Annotated in this window: 18 protein-coding genes; 16 read left to right on the forward strand and 2 right to left on the reverse strand. The window is 26.9% G+C overall.

Annotation, left to right across the window (positions count from 1 at the left end; genetic code table 11):
* The first annotated feature begins 201 nt into the window (after positions 1-201).
* The gene (locus ABDZ60_RS01990; RefSeq protein WP_047000207.1) at positions 202-1,314 is read left to right on the forward strand and encodes an ABC transporter substrate-binding protein; all 1,113 of its coding nucleotides are present in this window, start codon (positions 202-204) and stop codon (positions 1,312-1,314) included.
* Here the strand turns inward: ABDZ60_RS01990 and ABDZ60_RS01995 are convergent.
* On the reverse strand, positions 1,311-2,432 hold the full coding sequence (locus tag ABDZ60_RS01995; protein WP_016208791.1) for a glycosyltransferase family 4 protein: 1,122 nt from the start codon (positions 2,430-2,432) through the stop codon (positions 1,311-1,313). The genes ABDZ60_RS01990 and ABDZ60_RS01995 overlap by 4 nt on opposite strands.
* A 153-nt stretch (positions 2,433-2,585) precedes the next feature.
* Here ABDZ60_RS01995 and ABDZ60_RS02000 point away from each other — a divergent pair, with 153 nt between their 5' ends.
* Genes ABDZ60_RS02000 through ABDZ60_RS02010 form a run of 3 tightly spaced genes read left to right on the forward strand, consistent with a single transcriptional unit; the run spans position 2,586 to position 5,406 of the window.
* Positions 2,586-3,578: a CotS family spore coat protein gene (locus ABDZ60_RS02000; protein ID WP_016208790.1), complete on the forward strand. Its 993-nt coding sequence runs from the start codon at positions 2,586-2,588 to the stop codon at positions 3,576-3,578.
* A 13-nt stretch (positions 3,579-3,591) separates the two neighbouring features.
* Positions 3,592-4,344, forward strand: a complete 753-nt coding sequence (locus tag ABDZ60_RS02005) for a hypothetical protein (RefSeq protein ID WP_040437093.1) — start codon at positions 3,592-3,594, stop codon at positions 4,342-4,344.
* 15 nt (positions 4,345-4,359) lie between these two features.
* Positions 4,360-5,406, forward strand: coding sequence for a CotS family spore coat protein (locus tag ABDZ60_RS02010; RefSeq protein WP_047000209.1), 1,047 nt, complete (start codon positions 4,360-4,362; stop codon positions 5,404-5,406).
* 55 nt (positions 5,407-5,461) lie between these two features.
* Here the strand turns inward: ABDZ60_RS02010 and ABDZ60_RS02015 are convergent, their stop codons facing one another.
* Positions 5,462-6,580: a glycosyltransferase family 4 protein gene (locus ABDZ60_RS02015; RefSeq protein WP_047000210.1), complete on the reverse strand. Its 1,119-nt coding sequence runs from the start codon at positions 6,578-6,580 to the stop codon at positions 5,462-5,464.
* Positions 6,581-6,685: 105 nt separating this feature from the next.
* On the opposite strand from ABDZ60_RS02015, the gene ABDZ60_RS02020 reads away from it, so the two are divergent.
* The 12 genes from ABDZ60_RS02020 (at position 6,686) to ABDZ60_RS02075 (ending at position 21,595) form a co-directional block, all read left to right on the forward strand.
* Positions 6,686-7,687: a CotS family spore coat protein gene (locus tag ABDZ60_RS02020; RefSeq protein WP_016208786.1), complete on the forward strand. Its 1,002-nt coding sequence runs from the start codon at positions 6,686-6,688 to the stop codon at positions 7,685-7,687.
* Positions 7,688-7,862: 175 nt separating this feature from the next.
* Entirely contained in the window at positions 7,863-8,753 is an 891-nt protein-coding gene (yabG, locus tag ABDZ60_RS02025; RefSeq protein WP_016208785.1) for a sporulation peptidase YabG, read from the forward strand.
* A gap of 406 nt (positions 8,754-9,159) precedes the next feature.
* On the forward strand, positions 9,160-9,396 hold the full coding sequence (locus ABDZ60_RS02030; RefSeq protein ID WP_008676552.1) for a Veg family protein: 237 nt from the start codon (positions 9,160-9,162) through the stop codon (positions 9,394-9,396).
* Between the two features lie 376 nt (positions 9,397-9,772).
* Entirely contained in the window at positions 9,773-11,356 is a 1,584-nt protein-coding gene (locus ABDZ60_RS02035; protein ID WP_343775449.1) for a DUF3794 and LysM peptidoglycan-binding domain-containing protein, read from the forward strand.
* A gap of 151 nt (positions 11,357-11,507) precedes the next feature.
* A complete protein-coding gene (locus ABDZ60_RS02040) occupies positions 11,508-12,344 on the forward strand; it encodes a cyanophycinase (RefSeq protein WP_343775452.1) in 837 nt (278 codons plus the stop codon).
* The gene (cphA, locus tag ABDZ60_RS02045; RefSeq protein WP_343775455.1) at positions 12,325-14,952 is read left to right on the forward strand and encodes a cyanophycin synthetase; all 2,628 of its coding nucleotides are present in this window, start codon (positions 12,325-12,327) and stop codon (positions 14,950-14,952) included. The genes ABDZ60_RS02040 and cphA overlap by 20 nt, the downstream gene beginning before the upstream one ends.
* A 118-nt stretch (positions 14,953-15,070) precedes the next feature.
* Entirely contained in the window at positions 15,071-15,913 is an 843-nt protein-coding gene (gene ispE / locus ABDZ60_RS02050; RefSeq protein WP_016208782.1) for a 4-(cytidine 5'-diphospho)-2-C-methyl-D-erythritol kinase, read from the forward strand.
* A 58-nt stretch (positions 15,914-15,971) separates the two neighbouring features.
* On the forward strand, positions 15,972-16,634 hold the full coding sequence (spoIIR, locus tag ABDZ60_RS02055; protein ID WP_343775459.1) for a stage II sporulation protein R: 663 nt from the start codon (positions 15,972-15,974) through the stop codon (positions 16,632-16,634).
* A gap of 196 nt (positions 16,635-16,830) precedes the next feature.
* Positions 16,831-17,247, forward strand: coding sequence for a YwiB family protein (locus ABDZ60_RS02060; protein ID WP_016208780.1), 417 nt, complete (start codon positions 16,831-16,833; stop codon positions 17,245-17,247).
* 188 nt (positions 17,248-17,435) lie between these two features.
* The gene (locus tag ABDZ60_RS02065; protein WP_016208779.1) at positions 17,436-17,738 is read left to right on the forward strand and encodes a hypothetical protein; all 303 of its coding nucleotides are present in this window, start codon (positions 17,436-17,438) and stop codon (positions 17,736-17,738) included.
* 168 nt (positions 17,739-17,906) lie between these two features.
* The gene (pyrG, locus tag ABDZ60_RS02070; protein ID WP_343775464.1) at positions 17,907-19,508 is read left to right on the forward strand and encodes a CTP synthase; all 1,602 of its coding nucleotides are present in this window, start codon (positions 17,907-17,909) and stop codon (positions 19,506-19,508) included.
* A gap of 335 nt (positions 19,509-19,843) precedes the next feature.
* Entirely contained in the window at positions 19,844-21,595 is a 1,752-nt protein-coding gene (locus ABDZ60_RS02075; RefSeq protein WP_016208777.1) for a cache domain-containing sensor histidine kinase, read from the forward strand.
* The last annotated feature ends 11 nt before the right edge of the window (positions 21,596-21,606 follow it).

Raw genomic sequence — 21,606 nt, forward strand, 5'->3', positions numbered from 1 at the left:
AATAGTCTCCTATCTAATAATCTATATGTTTAAATATTATAGTATAATAATATAGAAAAATCAAAATTATTTGATATTATATATATTTAATAATATAATTCTTAACAATAATTTAGTTAAGTTTGGATATTTACTACAATTTATGCAATAAAGCTATTTGATAGTGTATAATTTTATTATATATATGAGGATGTGATTGATATGAAAATAAGAAAGAAATTAATAATATATTTATTAATAGCTATATTTATTATAATAACCATTAATATGTTTTTTGCCAAACCAAGTAATGGAATGTTAAAGGGAAATATAGTTATATGGTCAGAAGAGAAGTACTATTCATATTTTACTTCTATTGCAAAAGAGTTTGAAGAAAACAATAAAAAGGTTAAAGTGCAAGTTGTTAAAATAAATGATGGAAATTATTTAGAAAAGATTTCAAATACAGATTCTAAAGATTTACCCAATATAGTTTATTTAGATTTTATAGAATTAAATAAAATTAAGGATAAGTTGAATTTTAAAGAAGAAAATAAAGAAATAATTGAAACCTACAGTAAAAATTTTAATGAAAGTAGACTTCAAGAAGTTATAATAAATAAAAATTATAATGCAGTTCCATTTACATCTAATCCTATAGGCTTATTTTTAAGAAGTGATATTTTAAAGACTTATGGGTATAAAGTAGAAGATATAAACACATGGAGTGAGTTAATAAGTATAGGAAAAGATATATATAATAAAAGCAATGGAGAAATAAATATCTTTTCAAGCAAGGATAAAGATAATATAAATCTTTTAATAACTGCGCAATTAGTTGATTTAGAAAGTAAAGAGTATTCTGAAGCAGAAATCAAAGATACTATAAATGAGGTATATAATAATAACTTTATAAATGACAATAATTATATTTGTAGAATAGCTTCTATAGATTTTTATAAAGATATAAATACAAATGAAATAAATGGAGAGTGGGAGTGTAAGAATCCTCCAAGCTTTAATATTGGTGAAAATAGGTTTTATGATTTAGGTGGAGAAAATTTAGTGGCTTTAAAAGTTGATGATAATAAAGAAGTTATCAAAAGTTTTATTGCTTATTCAGCAACTCATAAGGAGTTATTATCTAAAGAGTTATTAAATTATAATTTTGTACCTAGTTCATTATATTCTTTAAGAATAAAGTATGAAGATAAAAGTAATAAAATTTTGGAAGGAAGTAGCCCCTTCTTAATATTAAGTAATATAGTTGAAAGGGCTCCTAAAATAAAGAATTATAATAAATTTAATTATATAATATACGATTTATATAATTAGAGTTGATATATTTTCTCATAGGCAGACAGAGTTTTAATTGCTGTTTCCCTCCAAGAAAATTTAAGACTTCTTTCATACCCCTTTTTTGATAAGGTTTCTTTTAAACTGTTATTATTCAATAAATTTACTAAGGATTCTTCTAGATCTTGCCTTCTAGAAGGATCTATTAATATACAAGCATCTCCAGCAACTTCAGGAATAGAGGTAACATTTGAGGTTATGACTGGAGTCATGCAGCTCATAGCTTCTAAAGGTGGAAGCCCAAAACCTTCGTAGAAAGAAGGATATACAAAAGCTTCAGCTCCGTTATATAAAACCGGAAGAAGAGAGTCTTCAATAAATCCAGTAAAAATTATATTATTTTTATTAGGTAAATTTTCTACCATTTGAGCAAGTTTCATACCTTCATCTTTAAGAGATCCAGCTAAAAGCAATGTATGTGGCTCTTTAAGGTCTTTAAAAATTTTATCAAAAGCTAAGATAAGTTCTTTAGCGTTTTTACGTACACTAAATCCACCTATGTATAATATATAAGGAGTATTTAAATTAAACTTTTCCTTAATATAATTTTTGCAGTAGTTTTTATCTAAAGGTTTAAAATTTGAATTAGCAGCTAAAGGCGTAACAAAAACCTTTTCTTCAGGTATATGATTAAAAAATTTTAAAATATCCTTCTTAGAATATTCAGAAACAGTAAGAATTCCTTTGGCGGTATCTATTATAGAAGGCATATTTTTTAAAAATCTTTCAAGATATCTCCTGCCAGTTGTATCTGGTAAAATATATGGAATTAGATCATGTATAGTTACTATACAATTATTTTTATAATTATCACAAAGGCCAATTCCGTTTTGTGGAATATGATGGATATCAATATTATTATTATTTATAAAATTAGGAAAATAATAATTTTCGTAAAATCCACCATGCTTTTTAGAGGTGAAAATTATTTTACTATTGTCTTTTTTAAATCTTTCATAATCAGTTCCTGTCCAAAATAATGAGTATTCATTTTGTTTATCTATATTAAGAAGTTCAATAACAAGGTTTTCGGTATAAGTACCAATACCAGTACCATTATATAAGTTTATACCTCTTGCATCTATAGATATTTTCATACTAATCCTCCTAAAATTATCCTATATATTATAAATATTAGGATTTTTTATTTATATAACAAAATATTATTAATAATTTAATTCTGTGATAATAAACACAATAAAATATATATTTTCATATAATGACATAGAATAAGTCTTAAGGAGAATTCTATGGATATTTCATATATAAAGAAAGAAATTGAATCTAAGTATTCTTTAAATATATTAAGTATAGAAAAGATCAAAAATAGCTATAAGATTAGAACTGAGGATGAGGATTATGGTATTAAAGTTATTAAATATCAATTTTCTCATTTTTATTTTATATTTTCAGCTATTAATCATTTACAAAAACGTGGATTTAATAAGATCCCCACAATTATAGAAACTAAAGATAATTCTGGATATATAAAGCTTGGTAATTGTTATGCATATTTAAATAAATGGATAGATTGTAGAAATTGTAATTATAAAAACTTGCATGAACTAGAGTTGGCAGCAGCCAAATTAGGAGAGCTTCATAAATGTAGTGAGGGATTTACAGTTAGTAGAAGTATGAAGCCAAGAATAGCTTGGTATTCATGGATAAAGGTTTTTGAAACAAGATGTGAAGAAATATTAGATTTTAAAAAAAGGATTTATCAAAAAGCATATAGATCTATATTTGATGAAATATATCTAGAGGCTATAGAAGATGAATTACAAAGGGGAAGGAAATCAATAGAGGAATTAAAATTAAATAAATATATAGAAGTTATGGATAGAGAAGTCATGAAAAGGGGATTTTGTCACCATGATTATGCTAATCACAATGTATTAATAGATAAAAGTGGGAATTTAAATATAATAGATTTTGATTATTGCATATTAGATTCCCATATACATGATTTATCATCACTACTAATTAGAAGTATGAAAGATGGAAATTGGAGTAATGCCAGAGCCACCTTGGTGTTAGATAGTTACTCTAAAACTCATTCAATATATGATGATGAACTAGAACTTATAAAAGGGTTTATTAGATTCCCACAAGGATTTTGGCAAATTGGACTTCAATACTATTGGGAACAGCAGCCTTGGGGAGAAGAATTTTTAGTTAATAAGCTTAATAAATACCTAAGGGATAGGAATAATAGAGAAAAGTTTGTTGATAGCTTTTTTTGATAGAGGTGATAAGATGGGAAAATTTGAACTAAAATCATATTTAGAAGAAAGAGAGATTTATATATTAAATGAAAAAGTAAGCAAAACAATAGATAAGAATTGGGAAAGTATATTTACTCAAATTGAAAATATAGTTCTATTTCAAAGTAAAGTTAATTCTTATAAAGAAAATTTATTACCTAGAATCGGAGGATCTATTGGGAGAGAAATTAATAATTATAATTCTCAAATAATTTTACTAGGGAGGTATCTTAAAGAAATAGAAAATAAAAGTCACTTAAATTTAATTGATTTCTATTTAATAAAGAATGGTGAATATCTATTAAATAAGGGTAAAAAAGCTTTAAACAACTTATACTCAAGTAATTATAGAAGTTTAATTGAGAGAAGTATGAAAAACTATGAAGTTTGTTTAGGTAGAGTTGATGAGAATAATTTAATTGTATCTAGAGATAATAAAATTTTTATAGGAACAATAAAATATTTAACATATAACATTAAGGAACATGATATATATTCATATATAAAGAAAATAAAGAGGAAAGACACAAATATAGATATAGAAGAGATAATAAATTTTTATGTTACTAAATCAAATTTAGAAGAAGATAGTAAGGAATATTTAAGGTCATTAAGTGCATATCCAAATGAAGAATTTAAGATTATGGAGAGATATATATTAGGAAAATTAAATTTAAAAGAAGAGGAAATTATAGAAAGTCTATATAAGGCAAGAAAAATGGATAGTAGATGTTTATTAATTTAGTGGGGGAGTTTGAAGATGAATAAATTTAGATATATTGATAGAGATATATTATGTAAGTATGATTTAAGTGAAGAATTTTTTGCAAAGTTATCTCTAGAAATTGGAGATATAATACCATTAAGAAAAGTTTTTGTTTTATTGACAAATGAAGGTAAGAAAATATTAAAGCTTACAGATTCAAGTGAAGAAAGAATATTATTTATAAATGAAGCTTTAAATTATATATATAAAGAATATAATGATGTTCTTAGTTATTATGTAAATAAAGATGGTAAAATAGTTCATCATTTTAGGGAAAATACTTATGTATTGCTAGATATGATAGAAGGAAGAGAAGCTACATTTACTAATCCTATAGAAATTGAGATGTGTGCTAAAAGCATAGCAAATATGCATAAGGCATCAAAGGGTATATTTAATAAGCTTAATGGAGATATAGTAAAAGGAAACTTAGGCGAATACTTACCCTATCAATTTAATAAAGCTAAAGAAGATTTGGATAATATTAAAGAATATGTAAAAAGATTCAGACATAAAGATGAATTCGATAAAATATTCTTAGAAAACGTTGATAATAATATATATCAAATACAAAAGGCTATAGAACTTTTAGCTATGTGTGAATATAATTCAATGCTTGAAGATTTTAATAAAAGAGTTTTATGTCATAACGATTTAGCGCACCATAATTTTATTATTGATGGGGATAGAGTGAAGATAATAGATTTTGATTATTGTAAAATAGATACTAGAGCTGTAGATGTAGCTAATTATGTTATAAGAGTAATAAAAAATAGTTATTATGATATTAGTAAATTTAAACTAGTATTAGATTCTTATAATTCAATAGAAAAATTAAGCAAACAAGAAATAAAACTTATATATTCAATAATAAGTTTTCCAAGAGATTTTGTTACAATAGTCAGAGATTACTATTATAAGCAAAAAAAATGGGATTATGAAGTATTTCTAAATAGACTGAATGATAAAATAAGTAACGAGAATTATAGAAAAGACCTTATAGAAAATTTTATAGTAGAAATGAATCAATATTTCTACTAAATAAATAAAAGGACATCACTATTAATTAAATAGATGTCCTTTTATTTTTCCTATATCAATTTTGTATAATTTTTTCATAAGCTGTTAGAGTTGATTTAGCAGTTATATTCCATGAGTAATTAGAACTTTTTATTATTCCTTGACTAATCATATTTAACCTAAGAGAATTGTCATTTAAAACTCTATCTATAGCACAGGTTAATTCATCTATACTATAAGGATTAATTAATAAAGCGGAATCATAACAGATCTCAGGAAGTGATGTCACATTAGAAGTTATTACGGGAGTACCACAAGCCATTGCCTCTAATGGAGGTAAACCAAATCCTTCGTAAAATGATGGATACGCTAATAATTCACATGCATTATAAAAAATAGGTAATTTCTCAAGAGGAATGAAATCTGTAAAAATAACATCATTTTCAATATTAAGATCTATAGTACGTTTTTTATAAATATCATATGAAATACCTTTTTTCCCTGTTATAACTAGCTTAAGATTTCTTTTTGCATTTTTAGGAAGACGAGAAAATGATTCTATTAAACCTACTATATTTTTTCTAGGACTAAAGCCACCTACATATAATATAAAATCATCTTCTATACTATATTCGTCTTCAATAATTTTTTTGCATTGACGCTTATTCAAAGGTCTATATATATCCTCAGCAGCAAGATGAGTAACAAAAATTTTATCCTTAGGAAAATTAAATTCTTTTGATATATCTTGCTTTGAAAATTCAGAAACTGTTAAAATACCATCACAACTATTTATTATCTTAGGAAGTTCGTTGTTAAATATATATAAATAACGATCACTAACGGTTTCTGGCATTCTCAATGGGATTATATCATGCAAAGTAATGGTTTTATGACAATTTATACTAGTGGAAAGACCAACGCCATTCTGAGGGACATGATAGATATCTATATTAGTATCATCTAAAATATTAGGAATTCTAACTTCATCCCAAAAACTAGAATTCGAAGAGGCCTTAACTGATTCAACATTAAAATTGCCACTTAAATCTAGAGCTGAGTTTTCAGGTAGAAAAACTAAGTAGTCATTAAGTTTATCAACTTTGTTTATACTATTTATGAGTTGATAAGTATATGTGCCAATTCCAGTTCCTCTATACCATTTTGCAGCTCTGCCATCTATGCCTATCTTCATGATTTAATCCTTTCATATTGTTTTTAATTTATTATATTAAAGATAGGAATAAAATGTTAATAAAAGAATACATATAGTCATATAAATATAAAGGGGGTGAGAGTTATGATGAGAGAATTTGAAATAGAAAGACAATTTAACGTTAAAATTGAAGTTTTAAAAGCAAATAAAGGAGTATATTATTTAAAAACTAATAAGGGAGAAAGATGTTTAAAGAAGATAAATTATGGCCCTCAAAAGCTATTATTTGTTTATGGAGCTAAGGAACATCTGATAAACAATGGGTTTAAAGGGGTAGATAAGTATTTTTTAAACATAGATGGAGAGCCATACGCTCTAGTTAATGAAGATCTTTATACATTATCAGAATGGATAGATGGCAGAGAATGTGATTTTCATAATATAGAAGAGGTGAAATTAGCAGCAAGAACTCTTGCTAGACTGCATGAAGCATCAAAAGGATATGACCCTCCAGAAAATTCTAAACTAAAAAGTGATTTAGGTAGATGGACTCACCTTATGAATAAAAGGATAAAATCCTTTGATAAAATGAGGGATATGGTAAGGAAGAAAAATAATAAAAATAATTTTGATTTACTATATTTAAAATCAATGGAGTTTTATAAAGAAATAGGTAAAAAAGCTTTAAAAACTTTAGAAGAATCAGAATATATGAAATTATGTGAGATAGCAGAAAATGAAAAAAGTTTTTGCCATCATGATTTTACCTATCACAATATAATTTTAGATGGAAACAATGATTGCAATGTAATTGATTTTGATTATTGCAAAAGAGAAGTAAGAACATTTGATATATCCAATTTTATGATAAAGGTTTTAAAGAGAGTAGACTGGGATATAAATTTTGCTAAAGCAATAATAGAGTCATACAATGATGTTTCACCATTTTTAGATAGTGAATATAAAGTTCTATATGCATACCTACAATTTCCTCAACGGTATTGGAGGCTTGCTAATAGATATTATTATAATGAGGTCAACTGGGGACAAAATACTTTTGGAAACAAAATTGAATCAATAATAAATGAGCAAGAATCTATGTTAAAGTTTTTAGAAGAATTTAAAAATGTATATAATTTAGAATAAAAAAAGTGCTATGAGCACTTTTTTTATTCTTCTATCTTGCGAAAGGTGATATATAAGTTTACGTTGACTTAGAGTGGAACGACTGAATAAGAAAAATTACATATGACCTTTTTTTATGTACAAATGATTAAAATTCGACATAAGATAATATAAAATAATTAACTAAGAGGGAAAAATGGAAATAGGTGATTTAGTAGTTAGGAAATCCTATGATAAAGATATTACCTTTAGAATAATAGATATTAAGGAAGACGAAAATGGAAATCCTATTTATGTGCTAAAAGGAATTAGTATTAGAATAATAGCAGATTCTCAAAAAGAGGATTTAGAAGAGGTTGATGGGCAATATGTAGGAACAAAAGAAAAAATATTAAATACAAGAGTGGATGAGGCAATAAAGAAGGCTGTATCTATGAGAGGGGATACTGAAGCTCTTAGCAAAATAGGTAGTTTATCAAGGGGGAGTAAGTCCTCTAAAGCACAACAAAATAAAGAATTAATGTTTGGAAGGCCAGGGAAAATATTGCATATAGATGGTGATAAAGAATATTTAGAAATGTGCCTTAAAGTTTATAAACAGTTGTCTTTAGAGGCAGTAGGAAGGGCTGTACCAGAAAAAAATCAACCAGAGGTTATAGTTGATTTAGTTAAAGAAATAAAGCCAGATATAGTAGTTTTAACTGGGCACGATAGTGTTTTAAGAATAACAGATGATTTTTTAAACTTAGACAATTATAGAAATTCAAGATATTATATAGATGCTGTTAAAGCTTTAAGAAATTATAACTCAAGTTATGATGAGTTAGTTATCTTTGCAGGTGCCTGCCAAAGTTGTTATGAATGTATGTTAGATGCAGGTGCTAATTTTGCAAGTTCACCTAATAGGGTATTAATTCACTGTTTAGATCCTGTATTTGTATGTGAAAAAATAGCCTATACTAGAATAGATAAGGTGGTATCTATAACAGATGTTATAGATAATACAATAACAGGGACAAAGGGAATAGGTGGTTTACAAACAAGAGGAAAATATAGAGAAGGATATCCGAGATCACCGTATATATAAATTGGTAATTAAGATTTTTAGTTCACAGTTAATAAGGGACGGTTCATAGTTATGTAAATAATTCAGCTCTGCTGAATTAAGAAATTGTTATATCAAAAATAAAGGAGTTAAAATAACTTAAAATTCAGAAACTACGAAGTGGTTTCATCATAAACTGGGAACCGTCAATTGTGCGCTGTGAACTGAATAAATTTCTTTGCAAAATTCTACAAATGTTACTAATTTATTAAATATATAAACAAAATGTATAAAAAAACAATATATAGGTATAATAATAAATGTATATTATAGCGTTAAAAAGGTAAAAGTTTACATTGACATCTTATATTAAAGGTGATAAAATATAAATTTTACTTGACAAAAAGTGGGTTTGAGAGTATAATATAAGGAGAAAGAAGGTGTTTATGTGGAAAAAGTAAAGACTATCGCCGCTATAAAGAGGGATATAGAAGATCATATAGGAGATAAAGTAACTCTAAAGGCAAACGGTGGAAGAAAAAAGATCCTAGTAAACAACGGAGTTATAGAAAGTGCTCATCCAAGCATTTTTGTAGTAAGGCTAGAAAATGATATTCAAAGGACGGTAACATACAGCTATTCAGATGTATTAACAAAGACAGTACAGTTATATTTTGCTTTATAGAGAATAGGGCTTCGAAAAAACGAGGCTCTATATTTTTTTGTAGTTTTATAAAAAAAAGAAAGATGGTGGGTTTCCATCTTTCAACTATGGTATAAAAGGGTATTGAGAATTTATGAGAGGTTATATGGTCAATAACCTTCTTTATAATACGACATATTTTATTGTATGTCAACATATTATTTAAAAAAAACACAAAAAACTTTAAATGATAATTAAAATTCGACATTTTTTTAGATATTAAATCCTATATTGTAAATAAGAGTAATAAATTTGTTGAAATTTAAACTTTTTATTTTAGAAACATTCCAAAGTAATATGAATAAATATATACAGTTAGAAATATATTTAGTAATAGGTATTGTATGGGAGGGGTTATATGTCACAGATAGATGTAATAAAAGAAGTGGTTCGGTATGAACAATTACTTAGGGAAAATTCAACTAATCATGTACTAAAGGGAGAATACTTAATAAGAGATTCACAATATCCTGATATGAAAGAGGTATTAGGAGTAGATTCTAAAGCTACTATAACAAATAAAGAAGTACTTGGTGATAAGGTTATGGTAGAAGGTCAGCTAGTTTATATAGTATTTTATTTACCTAAAGATGAAGTCATAACAGATTCACCAACAAATAAAATACATTCAGTTATTTTTACTGATAAATTCGCTAACTATCTTGATCTTAATAGTGATGAACATAATATAATATGCGATGTTGAGTGTGAGATAGAACATATTGAAGCTAATTGGATGAATGAAAGAAAAGTAGGCATTGATGGAGTTCTTACATTAAAATGGGAAATGTATAAAAATGGCGAATTTGAATATGTAAAAGATATTGAAGGTAAGGAAGATATACAAATCAAGAAGAAAGATGAAATGTTGAATAGTGTAAAGGGAGAAAAAGAGATAGATTTAATGGGCAAATCTATGCTTAAGGTAACAATGGATAAACCAGAAATAGAAGAAATATTGAAGTGCTCTATGAATGTTCATAAGAAGGAAATAAAACTTGTAGAAGATAAAGTATATATAGGCTGCTATTGTAAAATAGAAATTTTATATAAAGGCAAAGAAAATAAAGAGCTTATAACATTGCAAGATGATGTCTATCTTTCAAAAGAAGAAGAAATGCTAGGAATTTCAGGAGATATGATTAGCTCATTAAATCTTAATATTAAGGATCAACAATATGCAATTAATTTAGATGATTTAGGGGAAAATAGAGTAGTAGATGTAGAATTTGTAATAAGAGGAAACGTTAAGGTGTATTCTAAAGACAAGATAGAAATGTTAAAAGATGCATATTCACCTACTATGAATATTGATATTTCAAAGGATGAGAAAGAATTTGGAGCTATACATTCAGTAAACAATGTAGAAGCTACAGCAAAAGATAATGTTGAATTAAAAAATTCAGATGAAAGAATAGAGCAAATAATATCAGTAATGGGAAATCCTATAATAACAGATAAAATGGTTGATGATGATAAAGTTAAAGTTGAAGGTATAGTTAAAACAGCTATAATTTACAAGGTTGCTGGAGAAGAATTAGGATATGGAATTATAACAGGTGAAATTCCATTTATTACAGCAGCTGATGTAAAGGGCGCTAAAAAGGGCATGAACGCGCTAGTTAAAGTTTCCTTAGAAAGCATAGATGCAAGTATAGAAGGTAATTCCATATCAGTGAAGGCTAATGTTGGTCTTACTATAAAAGTTTGTTATAAAGTGAAAAAAGAATGCGTAACAGATGTAATAGAAGGACCTTCAGAAGTTAAAGAAAAGAAATCATCAGTAACTATATATGTTGTTGGACAAGATGATACATTATGGGATTTAGCTAAAAAATATAATACTACAATGGATGAATTGAATAGATTAAATGAATTAGAGGGAAATGAAAACATAAAATCAGGAGATAAATTAATAATACCAGGTAGAGCATTATTCTAATTTTTTAGCGGCTATAGAATAGATTCTTTGAATTTATTCTATAGCCGCTATATTTTTTTATGCTTTATTATAGAAGGTTTCATTTGGACTTTTGTGAATAATATTAAGGAAGGTTGGATAAAATAAGAAATGCATGATAAGAGGTGAGAAAATGTCAGAAAAAATTAAAGGCGACTTAATAATAATTGGAGGAGCAGAAGATAAAGAAGGAGATAAGGAAATTCTAAAAAAAGTTTGTAGTTCAATAAATAAAGAAGAAGATAATATTTTAATAGCTACAATAGCAACAGAATATCCAAAGGAAGCACTAGAAAAATATACTAGGATATTCAATAAATTAGGAGTTAATAAAATAAAAGGATTAAATATAAAAGAAAGAGCAGATTCTTTAAATAAAGAAAATATAAAACTTGTAGAAGAAGCATCACTTATATTTTTTACAGGAGGAGACCAATTAAGAATAACTAGCCTAATAGGAGGAACACCTATTTATGATGCTATTAAAGAAGCAAGTTCAGATGGGTGTATAATAGTTGGAACATCAGCAGGAGCTTCAGTTATGAGTGATACTATGGTGGTTAAAGGAGAAGATGATGAATCTCCAAGAAAATGCACCTTAAAAATGGCGCCTGGATTAGGCTTAGTAAAAGGTATAATGATAGATCAACATTTTGCTCAAAGAGGGAGAATTGGAAGGCTTCTTACAGGTATAGCTCAAAACCCAGAAGTTTTAGGAATTGGAATTGATGAAGATACTGCTATAGTAGTTAAAGACAGTGGAGAAGCTCAAGTTGTAGGAAGTGGAGCTGTCTATTTTTTAGATGCCAGAAATATAACTCATAGTAATGCATCTGAGCAATATTATGATGAAGTATTAAGTATGTTTAATGTTAGTTTACATGTATTGAAGGAAGGAGATAGATTTAATCTTCTTACTAAGTTACCTTTTGAGGAGGAAAACAGTAGAAATGAAAATAATAGAGACTAAAGTCTTTAAAGGGAAAAATATCTATTCTCATAAAATGTGTATAAGGATGGATGTAGATTTAGAAGGATATAGTGAAACTTCAAGTAAAGATATAGAAGATTTTAATGATAATCTTATTAATATGATTCCTGAATTGAATACTCATAGATGCGGAATTGATGAAGAAAGAGGATTTGTAAAAAGATTAATTGAAGGAACTTATTTAGCCCATATATGCGAGCATATAACTATAGCAATACAAAATAAACTTGGTATAGATGTACATTATGGAAAGTCCAGAGAAGTTAAAGGAAATCATTATTATATAATTTATCAATATTTATACGAAAATGTGGCTATTGAAAGTGCAAAGCTTGCAATAGATATAATAAATGCTTTAATAGATAAAATTCCAATAAATTATGATGAAAGAATAGAGTATTTAAAGAATATTTTAAAAGATGAAATGATTGGACCAAGTACAAAGGCAATATGTGATTATGCTAAAAAGGTTGGTTTACCAATTATAAGATTTGGAAATGGAGACTTTTATCAAATAGGATATGGGAAGCAGGGGAGAATAATAGAGTCATCAATAGGTACTAATACAAGTTGTGTATCTGTAGATATTTCTTGTGATAAAATGTTAACAAAGGAACTTTTAAAAACACAAAATATTCCTGTTGCACAAGGATTTAAGGTTAGAAATATAATAGATTTATTAAAATGTGCTGAGGAAATAGGATATCCAGTTGTTTTAAAACCCCAATACGGTAATAAAGGAAAAGGTGTAATATTAAATATAAAAAATGAAAAAGAGTTACTAATTGCATATAAATCTGTAAAAGATAAGTTTAAGGATTTAATCATAGAAAAATATTATGTTGGAAATGACTTTAGAGTTTGTGTAATTAATTATAAGGTAGTAGCAGTATCGCTTAGAAGACCTCCGCATATTGAAGGAAATGGAATTAATACAATATTAGAACTTATAAATAAGCTAAATGAAAGTCCGGAGAGAGGAGAGGATCATGAAAGGTCTTTAACTAAGATTAAGATAGATACTGAAGTTATAAAGTATATAAATGAGCAAGGTAAAGAAATAAATGATATTTTAAAAGAAAAAGAAAAATTATATTTAAGGAAAAATGCTAATTTATCTACTGGAGGGGAAGCGGTAGATTATACGGATAAAATATGTAATGAAAATATAAATTTATGTATAAGGGCAGCTAAGATGCTAGGACTAGATATTTGTGGTATAGATATATGCACAGAAGATATATCGAAGCCTATAATACATAATAATGGTATAGTAATGGAGGTAAATGCAGCACCAGGACTCAGAATGCATTTATCCCCAAGTGAAGGAGCTGCGAGAGATTTAGGAAAAGAAATAGTAAATATGCTATACAACAATAATCCATATAATATACCGGTTATATCAATAACAGGAACTAATGGAAAAACTACAGTTACAAGAGTTATAAGTCATACTTTATCTAAAATGGGATACTGTGTGGGGATGACTAGCACTAGTGGAATATATATAAACGATGAGTGTATTGACTCAGGAGATGATACAGGCTTTGAAAGTGCTAAGTCAATACTAATAAATAAAGATGTAGATGTGGCAGTTTTAGAGACTGCAAGGGGTGGAATGATAAAAAAAGGGTTAGCATATGATTTAGCTGATGTATCAGTAATAACTAATATAACACAAGATCACCTAGGTATTGATGGAATAAATACTATGGAAGAATTATGTTATGTAAAATCTTTAGTTGGAGAAGCAGTTAAAGAAGATGGTTATGTAGTATTAAATGCTGATGATTATTGGAGCAAGTCTATTTTAAATAGAATAAAAGCTAATATAATACTTTTTAGTAAGGATAGCAATAATCCGTTACTAAAACAAAATAAGCTAAGTAATATATGTGTTTATTTAGAAAATAAGAATATAGTAGTGGTTAATGAGGGGAAAAAACATACTATATGCAATATAGATGAGGTTCCAATTACCTTAGGTGGAAAATTAATGTTCAATGTTGAGAATATACTTGCAATATGTGGAGCTTTAGTGGGACTGAAAATAGATTATTGCATGATAAAAAATGGAATAACAAGCTATTTATTAAACTCAGATAAGAATGCTGGAAGATTTAATTGTTATAATGTTAATGGAGTGAACGTTATTTTAGATTATGGACATAATATAGATGGATATAATGCTGTTCTTTCAGCTGTAAAATATATAAATAAAGGTAAGTTATATGGAATAGTTGGAATACCAGGAGATAGAAGTGATGATATGGCATTAGAAATAGGTAAAATATCATCACATCATTTAGATTATATAATAGTAAAAGAAGATAAAGATTTAAGAGGCAGAAAACAAGGGGAAATCGCACAATTAATAGTTGATGGGGTGAAAAAAAGAGATACTAAGAAAAAATATGAAGTTGTATTAAGAGAAGAAGAAGCATTAATAAAAGCTCTCAATATTTCTCAAAAAGGAGATACTATAGTAATGTTTTTTGAAGATATGGCCCCATTAGTTAATATAATAAATGAATTTTCTATATACAAAGATGAGAATAGTTATATAGATAAAAGTATTTCAAATTAAGCTTTCGATATTCCTAGTTTACTATATAAGTAAAAAAATATATAATAAAATAAACTTCAGAGTTAGACTCTGAAGTTTATTTTGAAATATTTGTACTATAGTGAAAGGAAATAAAAGTATGAGAAGTAAGGCTTATGCTAAGATTAATATATCATTAGATATAATAGGTAAAAGAGCAGATGGATATCATTTGTTAGAAATGATTATGCAATCAATAGACTTATATGATGAGATTACAATAGAAAAACAAAAAGAAGATATTACTATAAAGTGTAACAAACAATATGTACCCACTGATGAAAAAAATCTAGCTTATAAAGCAGCTAAATTATTTAAGGAAAAATATAATATAAATGATGGAGTATATATATATATAAAGAAAAACATACCTGTTTGTGCAGGTTTGGCAGGTGGGAGCACGGATGGAGCAACCGTCTTAAAAATAATGAATTCATTATTTAATGTAAATGCTTCAAATGAAGAATTAATGGAATTGGGCCTTAAATTAGGAGCTGATGTTCCTTACTGTATTAAGGGGGGAACTGCATTATGTGAAGGGATTGGAGAGAAAGTAACGGAATTAAAGAATTTTAAAGATAAAATTATAGTTCTAGTTAAACCTCCTTTTGGAGTGTCAACCAGAAGTGTATATCAGGAATTTAATATTGAAAAAGCTAGAAATCATCCTGATACAAATTTGATAATTGAAGCTATGGAAAAAGATGACTTAAGGCTAGTATGTAGTAATATGAAGAATTTATTAGAAAATGTAACATTAAGAAAACATAAAATCCTCATAAATATAAAAGAAGAAATGAGGTATTATGGTTCTATAGGAACTATGATGAGTGGGAGTGGACCTACTGTTTTTGCATTTTTTGATGATATGTTAAAGGCTCAAAGATGTTTTGAAAAAATGAAAGAAAAATATAATGATGTATTTATTACAAGAACAGTTTAAAATATAAGTATAAACCTCCTAAATTTGGCAATAATTTAGCTATAAGGGGGTTTATAGTATGAAAAGAATTATTATTAGTTTTTTTATAGTTATTTTATTTATTAATATGACAGGCTGTTCAAGTTATTACGGAGGACAAGTCTTTCAAGAAAATGACGAGTTAGTCTATGAGGATATAGTAAATAAAATAATAAGATTCCATGTAATAGCTAACAGTGATAGTGAAGAGGATCAAAATTTAAAGTTAAAAGTAAGAGATAGAGTTATAGAGTATGTATCAGATCAATTAGAAGAGTGCAAGGATTTAAATGAAGCTAGAGATTTTATAATTGAAAACAAATCTACAGTAGAAAAAATTGCCGAAGATGTTATTAAGGAAAATGGATATTCATATAATGTAACAAGTATGCTTTCAAAAGAGAATTTTCCAGATAAAGTATATGGAGATTTAGTTTTTCCGCAAGGAGAGTATGAAGCCTATAGAATACTTATAGGAAATGCAGAAGGACAAAATTGGTGGTGTGTAATGTTTCCTCCATTATGTTTTGTAGATGAAACTAAAGAAGCTGTTGATTCTGATAATATTAAAGAAAAGATTACAGAAGAATCAGGCAAAATTAAAGAAAATATCACAAGAGAAAAAGATAATAAAAAATCGAAAAGTGATATTAAATTTAAATCTAAATTTATTGAATTATTATTTGGAAATAAGGAGAAATAAACTATAAAAGTAAAAATATAAAACTTGATAATTTTTATTAATAAATTTAAACTATATGATATAAAGAAAAATATATAAGTTGAAAATATGTAATCGGACAAGCTAAACTCAAAAATATAGAAATTATAAAAGATATTGGTAGTAGCAAATATAAGAGGATTTAAAAGAATTATTATAGAGTAGATGGAGGCAGAATATGAAGAAAAAAGCAATTATATCATTAAAAAGTTTTAATGACTTAGATGAGCAAGATGTAATTGAAGTAGTAACACCTGGAGAATTTCTTGTAACTGAAAATGGTTTTAAAGCCATTTACGAAGAAACAGAGATATCAGGAATGAGCGGTACAACAACTACATTAACAATGCTAGATGATGCGTTATTACTTGAGCGGGAAGGTAGTACAAGCGCAAAAATGGACTTTAAAAAAGGAGAAACATCTATATCTTTATACAATACCCCATATGGTGTTTTGGATTTACAAATACATACTGAGTATTTAGAAGTGGATATTGATGAAAATGGTGGAGACATCGTTGCTAAATATTCAATGGAACTTGCAGGGCAACCGCCTATAACAACTAAATTGGCGGTGAATGTAAAAATAAATTAAAATTTTAATCTTAGTAAAGGGTAAACAAATTCCTTTTTACTAGGATTTTTTTGTATTTAATTTTAAGTTTATATATAAATTACTTTAATCCTAATAGGAGAATTAGAATAATTAATATTATATATAAACTGCCGTCTGAATATATGTCATAAATATTGGTAATAATATAAAGAATAAGAGGTGATATAATGAGTAGTACAAATAATTTAGATAAAACGGCAATAGTTATAAATGTTTTATGTACACATTTAGGAATTGATGCAAGTGATATAAATAAAAAGTTGAAAAAAAGAGAAAATAAATATATGTTTTTATTATTATTGAAAAATTATAAATGCTTAGATAGGGAAAAAGTAAAAGAAATGCTAGAAATTATTAGTGATAAGAGTATAAATTATAATATTAATAAGGCTCAAGAAAAGATATTGGTGAATAAAGAATTTAGAGAAATGTATTTTAAAATAGAAGAAGGGTTAAATAAAATAATATAAATAAATAAAAAATATATAGATTTATTTATTTATTTATGTTATTATACTACTTATTGAATTTAGACATTATGAACCCATCATAAATAGTGAGGTAATTATGATTATATCAAGTAGGGAACTTAGTGTCAAGAGAATAAATAAAAAAATTTATTTTTTTGGAGGAAAATTATGAAAACTAAATATGTATTTGTAACAGGAGGAGTAGTATCTTCTTTAGGAAAAGGAATAACAGCAGCATCATTAGGAAGGTTATTAAAAAATAGAGGACTTAAGGTTTCTATACAAAAGTTTGATCCATATTTAAATGTTGATCCAGGTACAATGAGTCCATATCAGCATGGAGAAGTATTTGTTACTGATGATGGAGCAGAAACAGACTTAGATTTAGGTCATTATGAGAGATTTATAGATGAAAATTTAAGCCAAAATAATAACGTAACAACAGGTAGAATATATTGGTCAGTAATATCTAAAGAAAGAAGAGGGGAATACTTGGGTGGAACGGTTCAAGTAATACCACATATTACAAATGCAATAAAAGAAAGAGTTTATAGAGTGTCTAAAGAAAAAGAAGTAGATGTGGTAATTACAGAAATAGGTGGAACTGTTGGAGATATAGAATCACAACCCTTTCTTGAAGCGATAAGACAAATTAAATATGAAGTTGGTAGAGAAAATGTATGCTTTATTCACGTAACATTGGTTCCATTTTTAGGTAAAGCAGGAGAATTAAAAACTAAGCCAACACAACATTCAGTTAAAGAATTGAGAAGTATAGGAATACAGCCAGACATAATTGTTTGTAGATCAGAAAAGGAATTGTCAGAAGATTTAAAATCGAAGATAGGATTGTTTTGTAATCTAGAAGCTAAATGTGTTATACAAAACTTGGATGCAGAACATTTATATGAAGTACCACTAATGTTACATAAAGAGGGATTAGATAGATTAGTTTGTGAAAAACTAGAACTAGGATGTAGAGATATAGACAATACTGAATGGATAGAAATGGTCAATAAGGTTAAAAATCTAAAAGAAAGTGTAAAGATAGCGTTAGTAGGAAAATACGTTGAATTACATGATGCATATATTTCAATAGTAGAAGCACTAAATCATGGAGGATTAGCTAATAACTGCAAAGTTGAAATAAAATGGATTAATGCAGAAGATGTAAGTAGAGATAATAGTAAAGAAGTTTTAGGAGATTGTGATGGAATATTAGTCCCAGGTGGATTTGGAGATAGAGGAATTGAAGGGAAAATAGAATCTATAAAGTTTGCAAGAGAAAATAATGTTCCATTCCTTGGAATATGTTTAGGAATGCAATGTTCGGTAATTGAATTCGCAAGAAATGTACTAGGATATGAAGGTGCTAATAGCGCTGAAATTGATCCTCAAACTAAATATCCAGTAATAGATTTGATGCCAGATCAAAAGGATATAGAAGAGTTAGGGGGAACTATGAGATTAGGATTATATCCATGTAAATTGGATGAAAATAGCAATTCATATAATGTTTATAATGATTTATTAATATATGAAAGACATAGACATAGATATGAATTTAATAATGAATTTAGAAAAGTTATAACAGATGCAGGCATGAGTATTACAGGAGCAAGCCCGGATGGAAGGTTAGTTGAGATTGTGGAAGTGAAGGATCATCCGTGGTACGTTTCAGTACAATTCCATCCCGAATTAAAATCAAGACCAAACAGACCACATCCATTATTCATAGGATTAATTAATGCTTCATTAAATAAAAAATAAAGTGTAATATAAATAAGCTAAGAATTTTATGTTCTTAGCTTATATTTTTCAGTATATATTAATTAATTTATTTAATTCTTAGAATTGAAAATTTAGAAAATTAAAATATTATTACAATAATCATAGACATAGATAATAGAAGTTTAGTAAAATTAATAATAAATTGCGAAGCAATTTTATTTAGTTCATAGTGTACAATTCATGGTTTTTGAGATAAAGTAACAGGTAGCGGGTTTATTATATATTTTGGACTTATTACTTGTTACCGGTTACATAAATAATAAAAACACTTGTGAACTAAATAAATCAACATTTAAGTATTGAGGTATTAAATAATGAAAATAAAAAGTATAACTTTAAAATTATGTTTACTACTAGTAACATTTATAATTGTAGTTTCAATAATTATAGGAACTTGGTCTATAAAAGATACTAATAATATAGTTCAAATAGAAATAGGGAAAATGAATAATGAAATATTGGAAGAGGTAGCAGATAATATTTCAATACTTTTATCTAATATTGAAGAAATAGGTAATAATATTGTGGAAGACAATAAGTTAGTAAGTATTTTATCTATTAAAAAGGAAGATGTTTTGAACAATACTCAAGAAGCAATAGATGCTGATAAATATGTAGAAGGTCTATTAAATGAGCAAGTATGGAGATATGGAAAATATAATATGAAGCCTGAGCTATATGTAATTTCTGAAAACGGTTTTAGTTTTGGAACTTATTCAAAAAATAAGTACACAATGAAATCCATAAAAAATGAAGTCTGGTATAATGAAATAGTAAAAGCTAATGGAAATACCGTGCTTATAAGTACATTTGAAGATGAAGATGGAATAGGTCCGTACAAATGCATATTTAGAATGGGAAGATTAATTAAGGATTTGATTACAGATGAAACCTTAGGCGTACTTATAATGGATGTAAGTGAAAAAATGTTATATGATAGATATAATAGAATTATCAAAGATGGAAGAAGTATTTATATTATAGACAAAGAAGGAAATATAATATCAGGAAGAGATAAAAGACTTATAGGAAAAAATTACTATAAAGAATTGGATTATGGAGATTATTTAAAAACAGAAGAATGGTACTCTATATTTAAAAGAGATAATACAGATTATATGAAGTTAATAGATACATTAGATAGATATGAATGGTCTATAATAGAGGAAATACCATTACATATAGTTAGACAACCTATAAAACAAATAACACAAAAGTTTCTTTTGACTTTAGCTTTAGTAATAATAGTTTCATCAGTAGTAGTATATAAGATTTCTGTTTGGGTTACTAAACCTGTAATTAATATAAAAAATACAATAGAAAAAGTAATGAAAGGAAACTTAAAAGTTAAAGTTGAAATTGATAGAAATGATGAAATAGGTGATTTAGAGGAATCTTTTAATAATATGGTTAAATGGCTAGATGACTCTATAGAAGAGATAAAGGAAAAAGAAAAGCAAAAACGTATTGCAGAATTGAGTTTTCTTCAGGCTCAAATTAATCCACATTTTCTATATAATACATTAAGTGGCGTTAGATTTCTTGTATCAATGAATAAAAATGAAGAAGCAGAAGAGATGTTATATAAGTTTTCTAAGCTTTTAAGAAGTATATTACCAAAAGCTAGTGAATTAATCTCTCTAGAAGATGAGATAGAAATGATCAAGACTTATACGGATCTTCAGAAAATAAGATATCCAGATAGTTTTGTTGTAAATATAGATATAGATAATGAAATAAAACATACAATGGTTCCAGCATTAATATTACAACCAATTGTAGAAAATGCAATTTTTTATAGCATGGAAGGTGAGAATAGAAAAGGTGAAATAAAAATAAAGGGATATATAGAAAATCAAAATATACTTATAGAAATAAGCGATAATGGTAAGGGGATGAGCAGTAGCCAAATAGACAAGGTTTTTAATAATAAAGAATCTATAAATAGAGTAGGGTTGATAAATGTTCACGAGAGAATACAGTTAAACTATGGTAAAGAATATGGAATAGAAGTAAGTAGCAAAGAGGGAATCGGAACTAAAGTTATATTTAAATTACCTAAATAAGGAGGGTTTTT

The organism is Clostridium sartagoforme (genome assembly GCF_039521405.1).
GTDB classification, from domain to species: domain Bacteria; phylum Bacillota; class Clostridia; order Clostridiales; family Clostridiaceae; genus Clostridium; species Clostridium sartagoforme.

Bases quoted from the DNA above. Each gene is read 5' to 3' on its own strand.
- ABDZ60_RS01990 (WP_047000207.1), top strand. From the start codon at position 202: ATGAAAATAAGAAAGAAATTAATAATATATTTATTAATAGCTATATTT.
- ABDZ60_RS01995 (WP_016208791.1), bottom strand. From the start codon at position 2,432: ATGAAAATATCTATAGATGCAAGAGGTATAAACTTATATAATGGTACT.
- ABDZ60_RS02000 (WP_016208790.1), top strand. From the start codon at position 2,586: ATGGATATTTCATATATAAAGAAAGAAATTGAATCTAAGTATTCTTTA.
- ABDZ60_RS02005 (WP_040437093.1), top strand. From the start codon at position 3,592: ATGGGAAAATTTGAACTAAAATCATATTTAGAAGAAAGAGAGATTTAT.
- ABDZ60_RS02010 (WP_047000209.1), top strand. From the start codon at position 4,360: ATGAATAAATTTAGATATATTGATAGAGATATATTATGTAAGTATGAT.
- ABDZ60_RS02015 (WP_047000210.1), bottom strand. From the start codon at position 6,580: ATGAAGATAGGCATAGATGGCAGAGCTGCAAAATGGTATAGAGGAACT.
- ABDZ60_RS02020 (WP_016208786.1), top strand. From the start codon at position 6,686: ATGATGAGAGAATTTGAAATAGAAAGACAATTTAACGTTAAAATTGAA.
- yabG (WP_016208785.1), top strand. From the start codon at position 7,863: ATGGAAATAGGTGATTTAGTAGTTAGGAAATCCTATGATAAAGATATT.
- ABDZ60_RS02035 (WP_343775449.1), top strand. From the start codon at position 9,773: ATGTCACAGATAGATGTAATAAAAGAAGTGGTTCGGTATGAACAATTA.
- ABDZ60_RS02040 (WP_343775452.1), top strand. From the start codon at position 11,508: ATGTCAGAAAAAATTAAAGGCGACTTAATAATAATTGGAGGAGCAGAA.
- cphA (WP_343775455.1), top strand. From the start codon at position 12,325: ATGAAAATAATAGAGACTAAAGTCTTTAAAGGGAAAAATATCTATTCT.
- ispE (WP_016208782.1), top strand. From the start codon at position 15,071: ATGAGAAGTAAGGCTTATGCTAAGATTAATATATCATTAGATATAATA.
- spoIIR (WP_343775459.1), top strand. From the start codon at position 15,972: ATGAAAAGAATTATTATTAGTTTTTTTATAGTTATTTTATTTATTAAT.
- ABDZ60_RS02060 (WP_016208780.1), top strand. From the start codon at position 16,831: ATGAAGAAAAAAGCAATTATATCATTAAAAAGTTTTAATGACTTAGAT.
- ABDZ60_RS02065 (WP_016208779.1), top strand. From the start codon at position 17,436: ATGAGTAGTACAAATAATTTAGATAAAACGGCAATAGTTATAAATGTT.
- pyrG (WP_343775464.1), top strand. From the start codon at position 17,907: ATGAAAACTAAATATGTATTTGTAACAGGAGGAGTAGTATCTTCTTTA.
- ABDZ60_RS02075 (WP_016208777.1), top strand. From the start codon at position 19,844: ATGAAAATAAAAAGTATAACTTTAAAATTATGTTTACTACTAGTAACA.